The sequence below is a fragment of the Ruegeria sp. ABM4_193 genome, from assembly GCF_056158705.1.
This window is the reverse complement of sequence record NZ_JBSWTT010000001.1, coordinates 1,169,091-1,189,850: the sequence shown is the minus strand read 5'-3', so window position 1 is coordinate 1,189,850 and position 20,760 is coordinate 1,169,091. Positions and strand designations below refer to the sequence as shown.

At 50.5% G+C, this 20,760-nt stretch carries 15 protein-coding genes and 2 pseudogenes; 10 read left to right on the top strand and 7 right to left on the bottom strand.

The window, feature by feature from the left end; all coding sequences use genetic code 11:
- Positions 1 to 89: 89 nt before the first annotated feature.
- Positions 90 to 782: pseudogene (gene tnpC / locus ACXADZ_RS05945) on the top strand (IS66 family transposase); the annotation flags it as partial.
- Positions 679 to 957 carry a DUF3768 domain-containing protein gene (locus ACXADZ_RS05940; protein WP_475198494.1) on the top strand — a complete coding sequence of 93 codons (279 nt, stop codon included), beginning with the start codon at positions 679 to 681 and terminating at the stop codon, positions 955 to 957. The pseudogene tnpC and the gene ACXADZ_RS05940, both read left to right, overlap by 104 nt.
- 50 nt (positions 958 to 1,007) lie before the next feature.
- Here the strand turns inward: ACXADZ_RS05940 and ACXADZ_RS05935 are convergent, their stop codons facing one another.
- Together ACXADZ_RS05935 and ACXADZ_RS05930 are read right to left on the bottom strand one after the other, a co-directional pair.
- Positions 1,008 to 3,923, bottom strand: coding sequence for a zinc dependent phospholipase C family protein (locus ACXADZ_RS05935; RefSeq protein ID WP_475193684.1), 2,916 nt, complete (start codon positions 3,921 to 3,923; stop codon positions 1,008 to 1,010).
- Positions 3,924 to 4,382: 459 nt separating this feature from the next.
- Positions 4,383 to 4,736, bottom strand: a complete 354-nt coding sequence (locus tag ACXADZ_RS05930) for a hypothetical protein (RefSeq protein ID WP_475193681.1) — start codon at positions 4,734 to 4,736, stop codon at positions 4,383 to 4,385.
- 238 nt (positions 4,737 to 4,974) lie between these two features.
- Here ACXADZ_RS05930 and ACXADZ_RS05925 point away from each other — a divergent pair, with 238 nt between their 5' ends.
- Positions 4,975 to 5,526 (top strand): deoxynucleotide monophosphate kinase family protein, encoded by a 552-nt coding sequence (locus ACXADZ_RS05925; RefSeq protein WP_475193680.1) that lies wholly within the window; start codon positions 4,975 to 4,977, stop codon positions 5,524 to 5,526.
- On the opposite strand, the gene ACXADZ_RS05920 is transcribed toward ACXADZ_RS05925, so the two are convergent.
- From ACXADZ_RS05920 to ACXADZ_RS05910, 3 genes are read right to left on the bottom strand one after another with little or no spacing between them, the layout of a single operon-like run.
- The gene (locus ACXADZ_RS05920) at positions 5,523 to 6,125 is read right to left on the bottom strand and encodes a methyltransferase domain-containing protein (protein ID WP_475193678.1); all 603 of its coding nucleotides are present in this window, start codon (positions 6,123 to 6,125) and stop codon (positions 5,523 to 5,525) included. The genes ACXADZ_RS05925 and ACXADZ_RS05920 overlap by 4 nt on opposite strands.
- A gap of 6 nt (positions 6,126 to 6,131) precedes the next feature.
- Positions 6,132 to 6,821, bottom strand: a complete 690-nt coding sequence (locus tag ACXADZ_RS05915; protein WP_475193676.1) for an endonuclease/exonuclease/phosphatase family protein — start codon at positions 6,819 to 6,821, stop codon at positions 6,132 to 6,134.
- Positions 6,818 to 8,035 (bottom strand): hypothetical protein, encoded by a 1,218-nt coding sequence (locus ACXADZ_RS05910; RefSeq protein ID WP_475193675.1) that lies wholly within the window; start codon positions 8,033 to 8,035, stop codon positions 6,818 to 6,820. Before ACXADZ_RS05910 ends, ACXADZ_RS05915 begins: the two co-directional genes overlap by 4 nt.
- A 177-nt stretch (positions 8,036 to 8,212) precedes the next feature.
- Between ACXADZ_RS05910 and ACXADZ_RS05905 the strand changes: the two genes are divergently transcribed.
- The 4 genes from ACXADZ_RS05905 to ACXADZ_RS05890 are packed head-to-tail and all read left to right on the top strand — an operon-like array spanning position 8,213 to position 10,495.
- On the top strand, positions 8,213 to 8,866 hold the full coding sequence (locus ACXADZ_RS05905) for a hypothetical protein (protein WP_475193673.1): 654 nt from the start codon (positions 8,213 to 8,215) through the stop codon (positions 8,864 to 8,866).
- Between the two features lie 44 nt (positions 8,867 to 8,910).
- Entirely contained in the window at positions 8,911 to 9,720 is an 810-nt protein-coding gene (locus tag ACXADZ_RS05900; protein WP_475193670.1) for an HD domain-containing protein, read from the top strand.
- Positions 9,717 to 10,235 carry a dCTP deaminase domain-containing protein gene (locus tag ACXADZ_RS05895; RefSeq protein WP_475193666.1) on the top strand — a complete coding sequence of 173 codons (519 nt, stop codon included), beginning with the start codon at positions 9,717 to 9,719 and terminating at the stop codon, positions 10,233 to 10,235. Before ACXADZ_RS05900 ends, ACXADZ_RS05895 begins: the two co-directional genes overlap by 4 nt.
- A complete protein-coding gene (locus ACXADZ_RS05890; RefSeq protein WP_475198493.1) occupies positions 10,235 to 10,495 on the top strand; it encodes a phospholipase D-like domain-containing protein in 261 nt (86 codons plus the stop codon). The genes ACXADZ_RS05895 and ACXADZ_RS05890 overlap by 1 nt, the downstream gene beginning before the upstream one ends.
- A 44-nt stretch (positions 10,496 to 10,539) precedes the next feature.
- On the opposite strand, the gene ACXADZ_RS05885 is transcribed toward ACXADZ_RS05890, so the two are convergent.
- A complete protein-coding gene (locus ACXADZ_RS05885) occupies positions 10,540 to 11,181 on the bottom strand; it encodes an HNH endonuclease (RefSeq protein ID WP_475193664.1) in 642 nt (213 codons plus the stop codon).
- Positions 11,178 to 12,671, bottom strand: a complete 1,494-nt coding sequence (locus tag ACXADZ_RS05880; RefSeq protein WP_475193662.1) for an AAA family ATPase — start codon at positions 12,669 to 12,671, stop codon at positions 11,178 to 11,180. The genes ACXADZ_RS05885 and ACXADZ_RS05880 overlap by 4 nt, the downstream gene beginning before the upstream one ends.
- A gap of 515 nt (positions 12,672 to 13,186) precedes the next feature.
- Between ACXADZ_RS05880 and ACXADZ_RS05875 the strand changes: the two genes are divergently transcribed.
- From ACXADZ_RS05875 to ACXADZ_RS05865, 3 genes and pseudogenes are all read left to right on the top strand, one after another.
- The gene (locus tag ACXADZ_RS05875; protein WP_475193661.1) at positions 13,187 to 14,074 is read left to right on the top strand and encodes a tyrosine-type recombinase/integrase; all 888 of its coding nucleotides are present in this window, start codon (positions 13,187 to 13,189) and stop codon (positions 14,072 to 14,074) included.
- 12 nt (positions 14,075 to 14,086) lie between these two features.
- A pseudogene (locus ACXADZ_RS05870) lies at positions 14,087 to 15,281 on the top strand (IS91 family transposase).
- 581 nt (positions 15,282 to 15,862) lie between these two features.
- The gene (locus ACXADZ_RS05865) at positions 15,863 to 20,470 is read left to right on the top strand and encodes an NACHT domain-containing protein (protein WP_475193658.1); all 4,608 of its coding nucleotides are present in this window, start codon (positions 15,863 to 15,865) and stop codon (positions 20,468 to 20,470) included.
- The last annotated feature ends 290 nt before the right edge of the window (positions 20,471 to 20,760 follow it).

Here is a 20,760-nt window from a genome sequence, read left to right as displayed (position 1 = left end):
ACAGCACGTTGAGTGCTTTCGGGATTCAGGTTCTGTCCCTGATCCGGTATAGGATCGGCGATGCTGAAAAACCTCGATATCACGCCGGATGCGCGTGGTACCAGTTCACCGTTGATCGAAAGGGTGAACATCCCGTCAGCCATCTCGCAGGCTACAAGGGCTGGGTGCATGCCGACGGCTATTCCGGCTTCAACGGATTATTTGGCCACGACAAGGCAGATGAGATAGCCTGCATGGCTCATGTCCGGCGCAAGTTTGTTGATGTCTTCGCATCTCAGGGCAACGCGATTGCCGAGGAAGCAATCCGCCGGATTGCGGAACTTTATGCCGTGGAGAAAGACGCGCGGGGTAAAGCGCCCGAAGAGCGCGTCGCGCTGAGGCAAGCCCGATCAAAGCCAATCTTCGATGATCTGGAAGCCTGGCTGCACGCACAACTGCCTAAAATCTCCGGTAAATCGCCGCTGGCCCAAGCCATCCGCTACACCCTTGGCCGGATGCCAAAGGCGCCGGCATATCATGAGAACGGCCACCTGGAACTGGACAACAACACAGCCGAGCGAGCGGTCAAACCGGTGGCCATCGGTCGCAAAAACTGGATGTTTGCGGGTTCGGAGGGTGGCGGCAAAGCCATAGCAATCGCCTTCACCTTGATCGAAACTGCTAAGCTCAACAACGTCGATCCGCAAGCGTGGCTCACCTGGGTCCTCGGCGAAATCGCAGACCATAAGATCACCCGCCTCGACGAACTACTCCCTTGGAGTTACGCTGCTCAAGCAGCGTAACAGCTTCCACACCAGCTCAACAGGGCGGGTTCAACGGACGGGCACCGTTGACGGTGAGAAGGTCTTTTTCAAGATTAACTATTATGATCCATCAATGCAGCAAAGCTCTGAAAACCCGGCGAATGAAGGCTGCACCCATCGCGTTCTGACTATCATGCTTGCCGCAGAGTACTGACCAAGTGCCGCCCCTTACTGGGCGGCGTGTCTATTGTCGCTAATACTTCGTCAGTTGGCCAACTTGACCTCAACACCGCTATCCCATGGAACAGCGAATATCTGACCAGGGAAAATTAGGTCGGGATCGTCTATAAGTTCGATATTCGCTTCGACAAGCTCTGGATAACGCCTACCGTCTCCGACTAACGCCTTTGTGAGCTTCCATAGATTATCACCTCTTACGACCGCCAATTTTTCTGGCTCTAGAAGAGTCTGTTCGATGGATTGCTGATTACAACCTGCATCAACTATCCTTTTGCTATGCAGCGCACCATTGCTGCGTAGATTCTCAAAGGTAATTTTCGCTGGGATCATGGCGCTTGGTACTTGAAAGGTGAAATAGGTCGTATCGTCCTGCGCCAACAAAGCACGATGAAGCTCCAAGTCGCCGACTGACACCACTACCTCACCCTCAATGGGACTAACTACGCTGACATCAAATGACGTCATCGCAGAAGAAATTTCTTGGTAGTATTTGAGGCCGTCCTCATTCCAGCCATCGTCCTGGAAAAGTTGCGTTGGATAACCGGCTGGCAAGACATCTGAAAAGCCCTGGCCGAGTTGCTGCGGACGGTCTACGCCTGACGCCACTGGACCGCGAAACAGTGCCTTAAACAGCTTCTCTCTCGCCAATTCGTCCACCCACATTCGCATTCCAAGGTTCTTCTCGGTGGAGCAAAAATCATCGAACCTACCGAATCGACGGTCTGGTGTGCTTGCACGAAGGAGAAAGTCCGTTTGCTCAATGCCTCCATTGTCTCTTGGATGAGGGGGCGCAAGTACATGCCAATGGTGGTTACCATCAATATTCCGTGCGAAGCCATATAGTATGTTCCTGCTCTCTTCTGTTCGACCGTCGTAGAGCGAGGAACCATAGACGGACGAGCCCACCCCGGCGCGACGAGCCAGAGATCTTAGGCCAGAGTCGTCCAACACGGACAATTTGGAAAGCACAACCGAATTGAAAGCAGCGTGAAACTTATCCGGGTTGAAGGTCCCGTTCTCGATGGCCATTTCGGCATTAATACGCTGCGCGGCATCAAAGTATCGTGGAAGCCCCTGACCACCGCGATCCTGCCGCATGACATCATTCAGTTCATCTTCACCAACATGCTGAGTGAGACCCTTGAAAATGTATGTGGAGTTAGTGTTTGCAATTTTGTCAAACTCAGACAATCCGGTCGTTATAGCACCTGTCAATACCTCGTCTTTCAGCGTCGAAATACGATCTTCAATTTTCTGTTTCAAACGTATTGCTTCGCCAAGTACAGGAACCACATCGGCGAGTTCACGCTCAAACTCGTCAATCTCTTCTTTTATCTCTCGGAAGGCATCCAAACCAGCGCAAACTGCATCACCTGCAAAGGCGGGGATTGAGATAAAGACGGGTCCGTAGCAAATTAACCAATCTTGTAGAGGTTCAAAAATACTGGGGTCTGACGGGTCCACGGAGTTTACAATGGCTTCTGCGTTCGCGCGTGAGAATTCGTACAACGCTACCGGAATACTGTCCCGCCATTGCTCGAACCTTTTTCGGTGAGGAGGGCCGAACGGGTTCGACTCAAGGTAAGAAATCAGCTGATTTGTGAGTTCGAGCTTCTTGTCATGCGCCTTACGAATTGCATCAATGCCTTCACGAATTGCGTCTCGAAGATCTTTATCCAAGTCATTTTTTGCATTTTCCGCAGTGTTGATGGCTGAGTTAACCAGGTCAATTTGCAGTTGTTTGGCCTTAAATAAGGGGTTTTCCTTCACAACTTGCTTCGTCACCCAGTCACAAACCTCCTTTGTAAATGGATTTAGCCCCCCTAAGGATATGATCTCGCAAGAGCCTGGAATCTTCTCTTTTACTTCTTCGATTATCGTAGCGGGTATGTTTAACAACTCGGCCTCTAAGCGATGCAGCTTATTTAACTCCCTAGCTATGTTGATGTGGGCATCGGCCAATTTGGAGGATATATCTACTGCTGTATTCAACAGGTCTTCATGCAGATCGATTTGAAAACCTTCGATCTTATGCAGTTCAGTATTCAGGTCCTGTAAAATCCTGGATGCATCTGAACCAGCTTTGTTGAGCTCGGCGTTTATCTTATTTGACAGCTTTTGCAACTCCTTAGCCTGCTCGTTCGAAATAGGAATTTCCAGGTATAGCTCCGCCAAATATTGAATAACAAGTGCTTCAATTTCAATTAGCAACCCATCATCGCTGACAAAATCATCGAGAGTTCTATGTAGATTTCGTGCACCCACCAGATGAGGCGCGAAACCGGACTTTTCCATTTGCCCCATCGCATCGGCATTTAGAAAAATTTTTCGGACAAGAAGATCTTCAGGTATCTCAATCTTTCCGTTAGTTCGAACAGCCGTTGCAGCGTTAGTCGTTCTACCGGTTGCTCGATCCAGAACGCCCGGCAAGAAGTTGGAGACATATGACTCAACATGGATATGTCGAATAGCTGCCCATTCGTGCTCAGTAAGCTCAAATACGTCGCCCGCGTATCGATTTACAAAAGTGTGGGCAAAAACATCTGAAGCGACATGAGAGGCGAAACCCAATGCAAAAGCACGCTCGGCATCAGTGAGACTATTGTCTTCAAGGAGATGCGCCAACCAATCAGACGTACCCCAACCGCCCTGCACCGACGGGTGTATAACAAGTTGGCCAGAAAACGCACCCGGAAATGCATCTGGTCCAATACTCCCAAGAAGATACATTTTCGGGTGATTTCTAAGTGCGCGCAACTCTCGGGCTTCAACCGGAATGGATACTCTCCGCCCATCTAAAAGTAGGTCGAGGTCGCCGTCTTGGATGTCTGCCAATACTTGCTCGGCAATCCAAATGTGCACGTCAATTTTCCAAGCACGAGCTTGATTAGAAAAGCCCATTAAAACTAGTGCAATCGCAAAAAAAGCCAGGGACCGCATTTCATCCCCCTGTAAGATTGAAATAAACCTAGGATAACCTGCCGAAAACCCTAACTGTCAAGGATTTTCAAATTTGCCATTTGGCGATCTCGTTAAGAATTTGGAATTATTTCGTATTTTGCTTCCTAGCCACCACCCTTACCAAGTTGCCTAATCTGTCCTGCGATGAAAGAATTATGTTTCAGGGACGTATACTAGACTATCCAGCCTCGGCTAGTTCAGCCGCTCTCGGACAAAGTGAAACGCAACGAAGCTGAACGCTTGGGAGTGCTGCGCGATCTAAGTGGCAACTTCTACATCGAAGTAATCAAGCTTGCCTAAACAAGGGGGGCGCCTGTGTTCTTTGAGCACCCTACCAAACTCGGACGCTAGATCTATTTATCGGGTTTGGTTTTGGCCTCTGCGCGGTGCAAAACTGCGTTTTCCAACTGGTGATATGCCCAGCAAACTCGAGTGCACTCAAAAAGCTTCAAGCCAATGCTTTATGACGGTAATTGGCTCACTGCCTGCAGGTTGTTCTGTTTTAATTTTTTCCAGGTCTGACGTTGCGTCTGCCAAAGCTCTCCCGGTTTCGACACCGTCACGCCCATGACGGCGGTTGTTCAGCCAAGCTTGCAGCTGTTCGTGACGCGCAGTCGACAAAGCCTCTGGAGCCTTCGCAAACACAAGGCGCCGCGCCAATTCACGGTATCTGTCGTCCTCGAAGGTTTCGGCTATCTCCGCACGTTCCGGCCAATCCGACTTGTGGAATGCCTGCATTCGGTTTTCGTCAGCACGGCTTGGAATACCTTCATACATGCGCTTCACGGCCATTTGCTATGACCGCTCACTGACACGCCCAAAGAGGCACTTGAGGTCATTTTTCTGGCCGGGTGTCTTGTGGTCCTTGGCATGCCTAGACCAATACTTGGGCTCCGATAAATCGGCAGAGACTGAAACCAAGCTTCATTTGGTGCCGTAGTCTCGGGTTTGGTCTAGCGTCCGCGAACCGTCATGGCAAACTACAAGCCACTATTGCGAAGAGCGGAAGCTTTTGGGTACAAGCCTTAGCATGCGCAAGGCACTCATTGGCTCAGATGCGGACGTGCTCATCGGACTGATGGGATCGAGCGGCGTTGGCAAAACCACTATCGCGAAAGTCTTAATTGATCATCATGGCTTTCGAGCGCTGCGCTTCTCTGACCCAATGAAAGATATGCTTGCCTGCATGGGTGTTAATATTGATCAATTGGAAGAGTGGCAGAAAGAGAGCGCTCATGATGCGCTTTGCGGCAAGTCACCACGCTGGGCGCTACAAACTCTTGGGACGGAATGGGGTCGAAACCTGATTGGTCCCGATATCTGGCTTCGACATTGGGAAAGACGATATACCCAATTGCGTAGTCCGCGCCTTGTAGTTGTTGACGATGTTCGCTTCCAGACCGAAGCTAACCTCATTAAGGCTTACAGAGGAAAGCTCATTAGGATTCGTCGAGGGAACACGGAAATGGGATTTCATGTTTCAGATACTGAACTACACTCCATCGATGCAGATGTCAGTATATCTAATTCAGGATCGATTTCGGATGTTATGGAATCAATCCTCAAAGCACTAGATAACTAGGTAAACTTTCTGAACAGACAACCAACGCAATCACTGCTAAATTTTAGCGGAGATTTAATCTCTTCAAAAAACCTCGGAGAAAAACACTCCAAGATCTCTTCCTTTGTGTAGCCCTTTTGAAAAGTGCGCCTAGACTTTGAAGATATATATCCATCCCTATATTTCTGCCATTTTTTCTTCTTCGCCTGTTGTTCTATCGCTCTTTCGGACCGGCATACTACTAAAATCTGACCGTTACTCTTCGTAAATCTCACAACACTATCGACTATACGTTGTCTTTCCTCCTTTTCGGAAACTACATTCAAAACATATATTAAATTTACTAAATCAAATCGACAAGTTTCGTTTATCTCTGAAAAACCAAAAGGCACATAGCTATCATATCCGGAACAAGAAAATCCTTTATTCAGGAAGTATTCGACGTCTCTTCCAATTCCACAGCCAAAGTCCAGTATTGAAGTAATGCCTTCCTCCGACAAGTAGTTAGTCTCGACTAGCGCTCTAGAAAATGGAGTCTCTCTCGAGCGCCGAATAGCGGTGTTCTCTGATCGAAACCAACTTAACGGAATATCCACACTTTCTTCAAACAATTCTTTCATAACGTCTCAATTGTATATCTCCACAACTAGGCCGCTGTGATCAGATAGCGGCTCCTCTCCCATGCGAAACTGATGGAGTGTTTCGGCACGAACGGATTCCGGCACATTTGTCAAAACTAAGTCGCATCGAAACTTTGCTTTTTTGCCGTTTATTTTTCTCTCGACTGTAAATTCCGGCTGCTTGTCGGCAAGAAGGTCCAGAAGCTTATGTCTTGTCATCCACTCATGAAAAAAACCCATTTCTTTTCTGGTTGACCATTTGCTGGGTTCACCACCATACAAGCCGTCTACAGATCGAGGGAGTAGGTTGAAGTCTCCTCCGATAAGCACCTTGTCTGTGTGTCGTCTCCTCAGAAGCTCACCAATCTTCTCGAGCTGTTTTCGCCTGTCGGCTGCTCGGTAAGGAGAAAGATGAACTCCGTAAATATCGCATTCATCGGTTATTATTCGAATACTACTTAACGGCTCAATCTCTTCGACCTCGATTCGTCGAGAGTTCTGGTGAAGAACGCAGAATTTTGAACTTATAATGACTTGATTGAAGCTTATGAAATTAAATAGCTCCTTTCTATTTGATCCTTGTGCTTCAATGAGAATAGTTAGATCAACATTTTCTTTCTGTACTATTTTTTCGATTCTAGTCGCAACTCTTCGATTTCGTGCTCTTCTTCTCACGTTGACCCATAGTATTTTCATATGGTCCCTTTACGCCCGAGCTTGCCAGCGCTTATACACTCTTTCACTCTTTCAATATAGTCGTTCACCATCAACATATAGTCGGCTCTAAGCGATGAATCCGCGATATTGGTTTTCGAGTATGCGAACACCGTGTGGCTACTCCTTATCCTCTCGCCTCTTAAAGTTGTAAATTGAAACTTCGATGCGTTGCGTGGCTCAATATATCGCTTCATAAAGCGATCATCGTAAATTCCCCGCAGCAATGGCATTGCGACAGCTTTTCCTTCGTTTTGATACATCAGAATCATCTCTAATCCAAAATGTACATCTTCGACCCATTCTTTGACGTCAAATGCTCGCTCGAGCTCCGAAGCACTTCCGAAGTAACCGCATAGGTATTCGTAAACAATTCCCCTTCGTGGGAGGATTACGGGTAAGCGTTGTCCTGGAAGGGTTGTTTGAAGTGTGCGGATGTCTGATACTTCTTCATCCAAAATATTTCCACAGGAAAGGAAGCCAAGCTCGTCTGAGCCCATGAGAACGAACGTTATGTCGTTGTCTTTCGGGTCATCGAATTCATACCCCGGCTCAGTACTTTCATGGTTCAGTCTTTCGTGGAGGCCATCGCCCGGTGTTGTCATCAATCCGCCGAAAGCGAAGCTGGCCTTGCCGTTCCTGAGTGTTGATTGCAGTTGGTCTGTTTTCACATTCATGTATCGAAAGTCTACCGCATTCGAGGAGTCGCCAAGCCCGCTTTCGCGAATGTCGGACAGAAACGGTCGAATGGCTGGCAGAAGAAACGTGGTAAGTCCCACTACGATTTGCGCGTGACCTCGAGCATCGTGTTGGCTCCGGAATGCTACTAGTTGCTTTAGTACTTGTTCTGCAAAGCCGATCATCGCTTGGCCAGCTATGGTAAGTCTATAATGCCCTTTCCCCAGCTCCTTGTCCGGCGTGAGTAGCTGGATGTCTTTTCCATCACCGTTCGATATGAAGGGTTGCAGATGCTTCTCAAGGGACGAGATTTGGCGGCTCAACGCAGTTTGTGTGATCTTTCTATCGGTTCTTTCCTCATTGATGCGATCCACGGCATCTGAGTAGCTTCTTAGGTTGCCTATTAGGTAGAGAGCGCGCAGCTGGCCTATGCTCATTCGAAGTAGCGAGTCCTCTCGCGCCGGCCATAACGCAAGTGCTCTCACTAGGTCTTGGTCCACACTGTGTTCATCGTTCATTCTTCAGGCCACTTTCTGTTGAAACACCACATTATAGCATGCGAGCCACGAACTTGTGAAATTGTCGACAACGATACCTCATTAGGTCAAATATGTAAATTGTCGATAGTGTAGACAAATTTCATTTTTTTAGGCATTATCGACATCATGATGCGCCACCTGCCTCCACAGAACTACATGCAACAACGCGATCCCAACTGCGAGATCTGCAGCGAGTTTGGCCCTGGCCAGCAGTCAGACCGATTGGTCCTTGCGTCGGACGGCTTGAATCTCTTTCCGACAAAAGGTTGCTTTCTGCCGGGATACTTGCTCCTAACACCGGACGAGCATGTCTGCTCCACAGCAGAAATGACGCCCGAGCGCCGCTCACTAATTTGGAGCCGCGCAGAGGAGTTTTCCCAGGTGCTGGGTCTGACGGTGGGAGAATACGCACTAGCCGAGCATGGCTCTGTCCGCATCGACAATCCCACCGCCACTAGTGCAAGTTGTATTCACCACGCGCATGTTCACCTGATACCAATGGGCGAAAGGATTGAACACCTCCGCGCCGCGATCCTCGAGATGGCGGGCGATCCCGAATTAACCGGAAGTGATCCGTCAGACGTCGTCGCTCGCCTCCACTCCGGATACACGGTTGTCAAGATCGGTCGGGAAACCCTCGCCTATCAAAGCAAAAAACTACCGCGGCAGTTTATTCGCCGAGCAGCCGTAAAGGCCATCAAAGATGACAGCCTGAATTGGAATTGGCGCGAGGAACCCTATGCCGATTTGATGCGCGCAACGCAGGTTTTCGCGTCGGCAAACCTGAACGTGAAATCTGGTGCCGCATGAGACTAGCAGGGAGAATAAAATCTGCGATCGAGGCATGGCGGCCATTGTATGACAACACCAACATTGGGGCAGCCATTGCCGATGGTGGCAACGCCCTACTGACGGCCCACGACTTCTCACATGCTATCGAAGTCGCCGACCGTTCTAATAGACTGGCAAACCAAATTTTACCGTCGATCAGCTCCGCCGAGCGTGAAATCCTGACGGTTGCCGCTTTCCTGCACGACCTCGGCAACATTTTCGGGCGCCGTGGCCATGAAACCAAGGTCGATCAAATTTGGGATTACGGTTCAGCCGATAGATACTTTAATTTTGGCGAGCGGAGAGCGATCATTGCTGTTGCAGCAGCACACGCAGGTGACAATAAGCGGTTCGATAGAGTTGCAAACATAATGCAAATTGGTCCTCAAGCGATAAGGACTAGGTTTCTTGCAGCACTCGTAAGCCTTGCCGACGAGATAATCGAAGGCGCAGGACGCGAAAACCACGAAATGTACAGCCTAGGCCTCATTCCGCCTTTAAGCAGGAGCCACCACATTTTTGCTCGCTGGCACACCTCGAGCAGCATTGATGTTACCGCGGGGGTTTTGACACTTGAGTTGTGCATTCCGCAATTAGAGACACACCCGAGGGAAATTGCTTTTGCTTTCGAAATGGCACGCAAGATTGCCGGTAACGCTTTTGTTGCATCGACCTACCTCCCCTTACCAAATCTGACACTTACTAGAGTGAAGGTTTACGTAATCGGCGGCGTTGAGCCGAGCCCAATGTTTCTGCAAGAATTCAAGGTGTTAGGCGAACCAGAATTCGTAGAGCGTCCAGTTAACTCGCCGATCTCGTTGGTTGCTTCATGAAGCTTTGTCGCCGTTCCCGCATCAACGAGCTTTCACGCCAAGGTCAGTTACAAATCAAAAGCAGTGGTAGCGAAGAATTCACCATGCTCGATGATTTTCGTATCGGCCTTCGCATCTCGGACGAGCTTAAAGTGCTGCCACCTGAGATCAATTTTTCGATGTCTGTCGATCCTGCTACGAGGAGCCTGTATAAGGACGGTGTCTCAAAGAACGAAAGGTACCTCGGCTCTTCAACGGAAAGGTTGCGGCTCCCATTGAACTTAATGGGATTGCTAAATACGCGGTCCAAGTATGCAAGGCTCGGCCTGGATCTGATGTCCTCATCATTCATTGTTGCCCCAGGTTTTGGGCGTACGGACCCCACGCCAATAGTCTTCGAAATTAGTTCGAGGTCTGACACAATTGGTTTTGATCCCTTGGAATCGTATGGATTCCTGGTTCTCTTTGAGCTCCAAGAACCAGTTAAAGAGACCAGTTCAACACCTCATCATCTAAGGTTTCCCCTCCTTGACTAATCTGTGTCCCAACCACCTACAGCTCTGCATCGGCACGGACTCTATCCAAAATTGGCGTTCGACTTCACGAAGTGCCTAGGTTGCATAGCAAGATCGTAGCAGTTGACAGCGATCTGCTTGCAATCGGGTCTTACAACTGGCTTAGCGCCGATCTACACGGAAAGTACGCGCGACATGAGACTTCATTTGTCTACAGAGGCCAACATTTGGAGACGGAGATTAACACGATTTTTCGGAGCCTAGGCACCCGAGAAAAATGACTACGCACAACCGATAGGGTCCATTACGTTAATGCGGTAGGCGTCTACTCCTGTCTCCTGCGCCTGCCAGCTTCAATTAAATCGTTAAAATCTTGAACAGCTTGCTCTGCTTCTTCCGGCGAACCAGAGAAAATCGTGTCCACAAGCCGTTCAAAATTCCTGTTCTCTAGCTGTACTGGAAGCGTTCCATCACCGGCAAAGCGATGCAGCTGACAGATGAAAATTGTGGCAGTACCTTTGGCGGATAGTCCAAGGTAATAGTCATTACCCAACCTCCGAATGTGCTGATCGTAGTCGTCATAATGAGGATGTACGATTTTGAAGAGAGCTGAGCTATTCGGGTATCTTACCCTATCGTCTCTGTCTAGTACCAATTCTGCGGACTTTGCATTGTTGCACTCGATACAAGAAGCGGCCAGATTCTCGGGAGTGAACATGAACTGCGGGCTTTTTGAGCGGGGCTGAATATGCTCTGTGTCCCAAGCTCTCCCATGATTCGTTGGATACTCTTTGTTGCAGTAGCAGCAGACCCGGGCTTGTTCTTGGACATAGTGATTTTTGATGTGACGTTTGATGTCTGTCGTTTCTTCATCGGACCAATAATCCGGGTCCTTTAGATCAGTCCGTATGAAACGTTCAACTAGCTCCAAGTGTTGCTCGAGGTACTCAACAGGGTTCTGAATCACTTTAAATAAGACCCTTCGTCAATCGCACTGATGATTGAAACTAGAAGTTCGGAAACAGCAGTTTGTTTGTCAAGATGCGGCACTAGCTTCTCAAACTCATTTTTGATCTCCCATAGCCCAGGATCATTCACATCGCCTTCCGCCAAAAGCCTAAGTGCGACAACGGCTCGCTGCCTCAAGTAGTGGTTATCATTGGAGAGTACTCCGAATGTTTGGGCCAGTAGGTAGTCCGATGATTTCCCAGAAACATCGTCGACTTCAACTGCCTTTTCATCGTCCAAACTGAGTATGAAAGCACTATTTCGCTGGATGTCAGAAAGGATAAGCGGAGAGTGGGTTGCCAAAATGAAGTGGCAACCAGAAAACTCCTTGAAAGCGTCAAGCAAAAGATCGAGATACCGATCTTGCCAACTTGGATGCAGACTAATTTCTGGCTCATCTATTAGTATGACTGAGCCACTCTCGATTGCCGTAGAAACACCCAGAAGGCTGTAGAGAATTGCTAACTCTCCCGAACTACCTTCCATCAAGTTGAATACTTGGTCCTGATTGAGCTTGCGAACGACGGCTTCTTCGAGACGTAGGACCCCTATGCGTCGCAAGGTTTGGACTGAGCGAAACAGTTCATACTCGATGGGAGTTCCTGGAAAATCTGTAGCTATTGAAATGTGCTTATCATCAACCAATGAATTCAGCACAATTTCAAAAGACTCTTGAATTTCTTTTTCTTCGAGCTTCTCCTGTTCGATAAATCTCGAAATTCGCCTCAGTTGGTAGTCCGGTATGTTTTCTTGCCTCGAACTGATGTCCAGGTCTGAAACAAAATACTGCAGCTTTGAAATGGAAGTGGTCAGTCGATATCGGACATCTATCCGCGGCTGATACCCTAAGAATCTGAATACTCTGGAAATCGCAAGTTGCCTCTCGCCCTGAGCAATTGATGCGGAGATCAGATTGTCCACAGTTCGGTATATGGCAGCAGACGCAGATGCCCTTCCGCTTCTATCCTTCAAACCAAAATAGAAGTACTCACCCTCCAAACTATCCAGCGGCGAGAGATTTGCTTGTCGCAATGGGAGAGGAAACTTGTCAAATGGGGAGGCCGACACTGCAATAACTCTAGATGGGAGTGGGTTTGGCTGTGTGCCAGGTTTGGTTCCGCGGGAGTAAGCTCGCATCCCTCCGCGCCTGTCGTGGTGAGCCTGATATCTTTCACCGTCGCAATGAAAGCTGAAATCGCCAACAGCTTTGCGGCTCTTTGAACTCAACATCTTCTTCTCGTCAGTTTCATAAAGCGCGAGAAGGCTACTAACCAACGACTGCAGCAAACGACTTTTTCCAGTGCCGTTGTTTCCAATGATTATTGTGGTGGCATTTTCATGATCTTCTCTCTTATCGCTCCAGAACAGGGGTATATTTGTTGGTCCGTTTTCATACGCTCTGTTCCCGGCAAATCTGGGCGAGGATTCAATTCTTATGCTTTTCGCCATGTTTCTCAATCGGCCTTACTTTTCCTGCATCGCCATTCTTGGGGTATCTATGCGCGATGGTGCTAGATTTTTGTCAGAGAAGGCAAGGGCATAAGCGCCCTTATGTAAGATTGGCGTATAGTGCTGTTTGGTTGCTCCGTAGCACCGGCGCTAGGGGTGGCGCCAAACCCGCCAAACCCTGCAAACTTTGGTAAACCTACATCGCTTGAAGATATGTACTTCCAAACGGCCGAGACATCGGCGCGGTTATGATTTCAAAAGGCCTGTGTGGCAGGTGCGCGAGATATGATCCGTTTCGGACATATGCGGCAGTTCAAGCAGCTGCAGGCCCGTTCAAGCGTTCTTATCCAGGATATTGCTCCTGAGAATGGTTAAATCGGCGGAAGGACGAAGCCGCTAACGCGGCAATGGCGCTTTTGGCTAGGGTTTTGGGCCAATCCTGACGGCGTGTATTTTGCGATCTTGCTGACCTGTCTGACGATTGGGGTTTCTCAATCTGATGACAGGAGGTTCTGATGACAGAGGAGAAGATGAGCCCGCTGCGTGCGCGGATGATAGAAGATATGCGCATTCGTGGGATGTCACCGAAGACCCAGCAAGGCCATATCAGGGCGGTCAGGTACTTGGCCGAGTTCATCGGGCGCTCACCCGATACAGCGACACCGGATGAGCTGCGCGCGTACCAGCTTCACATGACCGATACTGGCGTCTCGACCGGTGTGTTTAACGCCAGGATCGTGTCGCTACGGTTTTTCTACGGGATGACCTGCGGTCGCGAGGAGATGAAGCGGTACATGCAGTTCCGGCGCAAGGCGAAGAAGCTGCCCGTTGTTTTAAGCGTCGAGGAGGTGGGCGATCTTTTGGCGGCAGTTCCCGGTCCTGGGCTGAAGTATCGCGCGGCCTTGGGGATCAGCTACGGCGCGGGTCTGAGGGCATCTGAGGTCTGCAATCTCAAGGTCGCGGACATCAACAGTGACCGGATGCTGATCCATGTCGACGAGGGCAAGAATGACAAAGACCATAAAGCCATGTTGTCACCTGCCTTGCTTGATCTACTGCGTGACTACTGGCGAGAGGCGCGGCCTGAGGGCTGGCTATTTCCCGGCAAGCCAAAGATCATGGCCCTGTCGCCGCGCCAGTTGAACCGGGCATTCACGTCCGCCAAACATATGGCTGGGATCAACAAGCCCGCGACCCTTCACACCCTGCGCCACGGCTTTACAACGCATCTGCTCGAGGCTGGAACGGACGTGCGGGTGATCCAGGTTCTTCTGGGGCATTCCAAGCTCAGCACGACAGCGCGCCATACACATGTCGCGACCAAAACCATCCGCGGTACCGTCAGTCCTTATGAGATGTTGGAGAAGCTGCAGGATCACACTGTCAAGCGGGGGCTGGAGTAACGGTACGGGCGGATGCCGCGCCCAGGGTTGGAGATTGCAGATATCTTTCGGAAGTACGGTCCCGCATATCGGCAGGCCAATTCGGGCCATGTCAGTCTCGGCCAACTCAAGGTGATGTCGGCGATTGAAGCCTGCCGAACCGAAGCGCTCGGTGGGCATGTGGTGGGTTGTACCAAGTGCGCCCACCATCACATCGCATACAACAGCTGCAAGAACCGTCACTGTCCCAAGTGCTAGGGCCCCGCCGCGCGGGATTGGATGGAGGTGCGCGCCGGGGATCTGCTGCCGGTTGAATACTTCCACGTTGTCTTCACGATGCCGGCCGAGATCGCTCGCATCGCGTATTGGAACCAGAAGGCGGTTTACGGCCTGCTGTTCCGCGCATCAGCGCAAACCGTGATGACCATCGCGGCCGATCCCAAGCGGCTCGGTGCGAAGGTCGGCATGACCAGCGTGCTGCTCACCTGGGGTTCGGCGCTGACCCACCATCCGCATATCCATATGATTGGGTGGTGGCTTGTCACCGGACAGCACCAAATGGGTGGCCTGCAAGCCGGGGTTCTTCCTGCATGTGCGCGGTTTGGCGCGGCTGTTCAGACGCCTGTTTCTGGAAGGCCTTCTCGAGTTGTATCGCGCTGGCCAGCTCATTTTCTTTGGCGATCTCGCCTGCCTGGCGAAAGCGGCTTCCTTCGCGAAGTGGCTCGCCCCGTTCCGCAAAACCGACTGGGTGGTCTATGCCAAACCCCCATTCGGCGGGCCCGAGGCGGTGCTGTCCTATCTCAGCCGCTATACCCACCGGGTCGCGATCTCGAACCGCAGACTGGTTAGTGCGGTTGCCAATACCGTGGCTTTCCGCTGGAAAGACTACCGTATCAAACGAGGTGACCGCCAAAAGGTCATGCGATTGGCAACGCCAGAGTTCATCCGCCGCTTCCTCATTCACGTCCTCCCCGACGGGTTCCACCGCATCCGCCACTACGGTCTGCTGGCCAGTTCAGCGCGCAAAACGAACATCCGGAAGATCCGGGCTTTGATTGCTGTTCAAAGCGAAAAAGGAACTACCGAACAAGAGATGGAACCCGAGACGACCTCTCTCACCCTGCGCGAGCCGTGTCCCCGCTGCGGCGGTCCTATGCGTGTCATCGAGATCTTTCGGCGCGGTCAGATACCGATGTCACGCGCGCCACCAAGGGAGCAGGGTGCATGATCCGATGCTTGACCCCACACTTCGATATGCTCCGGTCGTCATTGGCTGATCGGCCAAGACCGTTTGCGACCATCATCCAAAATGACGATCGGCGTTGCGTTCTCAGCGTCCAATCTGCGGAACATCCGCGACCAAGGTGGCGGAAAACGACTGCAACTGGCGAACCCAACACAATCGACGCCGCGCCCGTGGCAAAGTCAGCTTCGCCCGCCGGCGCTCTTTCCCCATAACCTGATCCGAGACCCCCGTGGCTTCCTCCTTCCGAGGTTTGTCAACGCGGGCCGCCGGAAGCTCCTGACGGCAAAGTTGCACCTCGGCCCGCATCGAAAAACCTTCAGGGAACGGACCTTCACTGCGGTTCCAAGAATGCAAAGACTGGGTCGAGGAAAGCAGACATCCCCACAGCACGCAACGGTCCATGCCGAAGGGGCCAAGCAAACCGCGCGACCCAACACGTTGCGTTCGGACTTATCGCTGTTTAGACGAGAATGAAGTTGCAACCGGGAAATCGCGCGTCTTATTGAAGCCATTCGAAGTGCGACTGTAATTTAAAGCTTTAGGCAAGACGGGTAATATACTTAATGATCGATTTTCAAAAAATCCGTGGATTTGAAACGGGTAAACGCGATTCATTTGAGGCTCTAATAAAAATTTTGGCACGAAGAGAACCGCCAGAAAACGCTTACGAATTTCAACCGAACGATGGAAGAGGCGGCGACGGTGGCGTTGAAGCCATCTGGATACTGAAAAACGGCGACAAGATCGGTTATCAATCTAAGTTCTTTGAAGCCCTTGGGGACACCCAGTGGAAGCAAATGGACAAGTCCGTTGAGCAGGCGTTGAAGACCCATCCGGAGATCAAGAGGTATGTGTTTGCTCTGCCGCTAGACTTCACTCCCAAGCGGGGCCCAAAGGCGAAGGGCAAATCACAACAAGAAAGATGGGATGATCGCGTTGCGACCTGGAAAGCTCTTGCGGCCAAGAGTTCTATTTCAGTTGAGTTCGAGTGTTGGGGGGCGACGGTCCTCAATGACAAGCTTCTAGTCAATGATAATCTCGCCTTGCAGCGGTTTTGGTTTGGCGGCGATGTATTGGACGGCAAGTGGTTCAGTACCCAAGTTGATGCGGCGACTCTGAAACTAGATGATCGCTTCAACCCTGAAGATCACGTTGAAGTATCAATTGAAGCGATGTTCGACGCTATAGTCCGCGGGCCGAGATCGCGTGCCCGTCTTCAAGATGCTTTCGCAGTTTTGGCGAGCAACAGAGTACCGTCAATTGAGTTTACCACAACTTCTTTGGTGCCAGATCCCAAGGTCCTAGCAGAAGCGCAATCACTCTGGTCCGAGCTCGTAGAGATTCAGACGCTGATCGATCAGGAACCAACGATTGAATGGAATTTGGCGAAAGCCAAAGAAACACTGGATACGCTCCGCAACCTTGCGTGGAAGCTAGAACGCCCATTTACAAACATCGACAGCAAAAGCTTAGAGGAGACCGAAAGACAGAAGTTTACTGTTGTGAATGATAGCCTGAGGAAGCTTCAGACGGCTCTTGCAACGCTCGGCGATGCGCTCAGTCAACGAGACTGGTCGGCAGAAGCCGCAAAGTCTGCGATAGTCCTTGGGGAAGCCGGTTCAGGCAAATCTCATTCTCTGGGACAAGCTGCTTTGCAACGTGTTCAACAAGGTTTGCCGACGATCGTTGTTCTAGGCCAAGACTTGGCCAACGCTCCATTTTGGCCGCAGCTTGGCGGCCTCTTGGGGCTTGAAGCAAAGACCTCAGATGAAATTCTTAGTGTCCTGGATGCAGCAGGTTCAAGGAAAGGAGTAAGAACTCTTCTATTCTTTGACGCAATCAACGAGGGAGTAGGTGCAACCTACTGGATGCACTGGATGCCTCAAGTCATCGACGCGCTAAGATCATATCCGTACGTCGCTGCCGTCTTTTCTTGCCGAGACGTCTACTCACGTTATGCAATTCCTGAAAAACTTCTAAAGACCGTGCCTGTCTTCAGTATGCAAGGCTTCTTTAGCCTTGAAGAACGAGAACGCGCTGCAATCCAATACCTAGACAACAAGGGTATTTCTCGTCCGAACACGCCATGGCTGTCCCCCGAATTCACTAACCCGCTCTTCTTGAAGAGCACAAGCGAAGCACTGCTTGAAAAAGGTGAGTCAGAGTTTCCGAGAGGTTTGCAGGGTGTTTCAGAGTTAATGGCATTCTACCTCGACGGGGTCGCTTCCAGAACTGGTGTGCGCTCTGTTCGAGCTGAGGATTTGTCATTGTCTCTCAAGAAGTTTGTTCAACGCATCGCGGCTACTATGGCAGAGGATGGGCGAGACTACGTTGAGCTTGAAGTTGCCAATAATCTTGCGCAGGAGCAGTTCGGCAGTCGCCAACCGCCCGAAGGAAAATCATGGCTGGATGTCTTCATTCACTCGAACCTGCTCCGTCGCGACCCGCCACCTTATTCGAAGGAGATCGATCCACTAAACCCACCCTCTGAGCTAATTAGGTTCTCTTTCCAGCGTTTTCAGGACTATCTTATGGCGGATGCGCTGGTCGAAAAAGCAATTGCCGTCAGGGTCGCCGCTAACGCAAAACCTTCATCCATAGTCAGATTAGGACTCACGCTCTTAGAGCGTGTCGGCTTTAAGAGGGCTCGTTCACCATCGGGGATGGAATTTCAGGCAGGAGGACCACTCAACTTCCTCTTCTACCACGGTGACATCTCTCGCCAAATTCGTTACGAATACTCCGGATTGGTCGGTGCCTTGTCGACGATCTACCCAGAAAAAATCGGCAAAGAGTTCGCCACAGAACTACCAGGTTGGGAGAGACACTGGGAAAATGGCACGCCGCTTCAAGTAGGATTTGCTGAAAGCTTCAAATGGCGAAAATTGGAAGCCTTCACGGAAGACGCTGGGGAACTCTTCAACGCTCTGGATGGCCACTCTGTCGACCCTCGGGGTTTGCTGCTCGAGGTGTCCATCACAATTGATCACCCATACAATGCGAAGTTTCTGAACACGCACCTCCAGAACTTTGGGATGGCCGAGCGGGACAGTCATTGGACCCGCTGGATCAACTTGGCGTCTAGAGAAGATTTCAGCCAGATCGATCGCATCATCTCTTGGGCAATGTCGACAAAAGATCGAAAGACCAACTCAAGACACATGGAGTTGGCTTCCCTGATCTTGGCGTGGTCCTTGTCATCATCGCACATAACTTTGCGGGATCGGTCGACCAAGGCTCTTACTTCGCTTTTCTTGACTGAACCCAAAGTATTCAACTTTGTCTTTAGTGAAACACACTCCTGCAACGATCCCTACGTGGTTGAGAGGCTTTACGCTGCAGCTTTTGGAGCCTGCTGCATCGATCAAAGTGTGGAGCGTCTCAAGACATACTCAAAATTAGTCTTCGCAAAGGCTTTTGCTGAAGGTGCACCGCCCGTGTCGTTGATGACTAGGGACTACGCTCTGGGAATCATTGAACTCGCAGCACACAAGGACGCCCTTGATGAGGGGGCAAGCCTCGAAGATTGTTACCACCCGTTCAACTCTGAAGAGCCGGCCTTCGGGCTGACAAAAGAACAGGTTGAGAAAATTGCGGAAAGTCATGGCAGCAAGTCAATTTTTAGTTCGGCGTCAAACGAGTGGGGAGACTACGGAAAGTACAGTATTCCGGGACGAGTGCGTGGCTTCCTGACCACTCGACTCTCTGAACCTAAACCTATCTCAGCGTCGGAAGTAAAAGACCGTTTCAAAGCCGAAATTATCGATCCCTATCCAGATAGAGTGGCCGCGCTCGAAGAATACGAACAAGCATCAATCGTTCCACTCGACGTGATCGTGCGCACGATTTTTGACGATCAGGGCGAGGAGACGGAATTGGAAACTATCAAACTGGAGATTGAAGAGAACGATGATGACATTAGCAAAGAAGACGCTCTCGCTGCGTTGAACAAGCTGCTAAACGCGGAAGAACAGCGTCGTCTGGTTGATGAGTATTTCAACGATACCGCGGGCCATGGTGACTACGAGACGATCAACGTTCAACAGTGCCGTCTCTGGATTACTAAGCGAGCTTACGAACTTGGATGGACAGACGACTTGTTTCCGAAGGATGGACACGGAGGAAATTACTCACGCTACGAAAACGACCTTGAGCGCATCGGGAAGAAGTACCAGCGCATCGCTCTAGATGAGTTGCAAGCTAGGTTGGCGGACAACTTCTGGCTCCTCGAAGGCTGGCCAGAGCGACCGTACCAGTATCGGTACAGCCATCATGAGTTCCGCCGAAATATCGAGCCTACTATCCTGCCTACTACAATTCGTTACCCCTCATCTCAGCAGGTCAGCACTGATTGGATGTCCGAACCACAGATCGTGCTACCAGAGGTAGCCGAAGAAAAGTTGAAAGAGTGGCCGTTCACTGAAGATCCCACTGAAGCAATGCCGGACAAGCTGGTGCGAGTGGATGAAAACAAAAAACGATGGTTAGTTCTCTACGAATTCAGTTTGGCGGAAGCGGACTACGCAGAACCGCGACCTGGAGTTCACGGCAAACGATATGAAGAGTTCAGGTTCTTCTACTGTGTGTTTGTGAAGAAGGGAAAAGCTACTGATTTCACAAACTATCTTGCTGTCGAAGGAAGCTTGGATGTCCACAACTTCCAACCCCGAGAATTTACTGATGGACCGTTTCTGCGAGAAGCATTCTGGCGCGAGACTTGGCGGTCAATAAAATTTGACCAACACATTTGGGGGGCGCCACCCGACTGTGAGTTTGCCATCCCAGTCGCACACTACCATTGGGAAAGCCATCTCGACAAAACGCTACCCGAAGGCTTCACAAGCTACATGCCGCAAAAATGGTTCGCGGAAGAATTAGGTCTGACCATGTCTTCCGAGGGGCCTCAGCATTGGACCGACAGTGCTGGAAACATAGTTGTTCAAACGCAACAGCCAGGGAGTCACCAGACAGTGGTGGCCATAGATGAGGCTGCACTTCGTCGGTACTCAGAAGAGAGTCAAATTGAACCAGTTTGGGTAATGATCGCAGAGCGCAACACATGGCCTAGGGGTGTAAACGAAGAGTCCTGTTGGCGACGCTCCGAAGGTGCGATTTGGTTTGATGGCCATGATTGGAAGAAAGTTGGCTGGAACAATGATACAAAACGCTAGAGACTATATGAGAAAGCGCTCACTGACGGTATGAATGGCCGCTTTAGTGATGCTGTAATGCATTTGAAACATCGCCATGCAACGACAGCGATGGGCCGACTATACCAAAGACCCAAGTTCATCCCATGCAAGCGAAGTTTCCGGAATTGGGTTCTCTAAGAACTTTCGAGCTGATGCGCGCCGAGGCAGCATAGCCGAAGGTTTCGCTTCTTCTACCGGCACGTAAGACACTAGATCGTCGAGCATATGCTTAATGCTGTTTGGTAGGGTTCCGCCGCGTAGGTTGCGCA

What these genes read in the sequence shown, in the direction of transcription:
- ACXADZ_RS05935 (WP_475193684.1), bottom strand. Translation starts at nt 3,923, where the DNA reads ATGCGGTCCCTGGCTTTTTTTGCGATTGCACTAGTTTTAATGGGCTTT.
- ACXADZ_RS05930 (WP_475193681.1), bottom strand. Translation starts at nt 4,736, where the DNA reads ATGGCCGTGAAGCGCATGTATGAAGGTATTCCAAGCCGTGCTGACGAA.
- ACXADZ_RS05925 (WP_475193680.1), top strand. Translation starts at nt 4,975, where the DNA reads ATGCGCAAGGCACTCATTGGCTCAGATGCGGACGTGCTCATCGGACTG.
- ACXADZ_RS05920 (WP_475193678.1), bottom strand. Translation starts at nt 6,125, where the DNA reads ATGAAAGAATTGTTTGAAGAAAGTGTGGATATTCCGTTAAGTTGGTTT.
- ACXADZ_RS05915 (WP_475193676.1), bottom strand. Translation starts at nt 6,821, where the DNA reads ATGAAAATACTATGGGTCAACGTGAGAAGAAGAGCACGAAATCGAAGA.
- ACXADZ_RS05910 (WP_475193675.1), bottom strand. Translation starts at nt 8,035, where the DNA reads ATGAACGATGAACACAGTGTGGACCAAGACCTAGTGAGAGCACTTGCG.
- ACXADZ_RS05905 (WP_475193673.1), top strand. Translation starts at nt 8,213, where the DNA reads ATGCAACAACGCGATCCCAACTGCGAGATCTGCAGCGAGTTTGGCCCT.
- ACXADZ_RS05895 (WP_475193666.1), top strand. Translation starts at nt 9,717, where the DNA reads ATGAAGCTTTGTCGCCGTTCCCGCATCAACGAGCTTTCACGCCAAGGT.
- ACXADZ_RS05880 (WP_475193662.1), bottom strand. Translation starts at nt 12,671, where the DNA reads ATGGCGAAAAGCATAAGAATTGAATCCTCGCCCAGATTTGCCGGGAAC.
- ACXADZ_RS05875 (WP_475193661.1), top strand. Translation starts at nt 13,187, where the DNA reads ATGACAGAGGAGAAGATGAGCCCGCTGCGTGCGCGGATGATAGAAGAT.
- ACXADZ_RS05865 (WP_475193658.1), top strand. Translation starts at nt 15,863, where the DNA reads ATGATCGATTTTCAAAAAATCCGTGGATTTGAAACGGGTAAACGCGAT.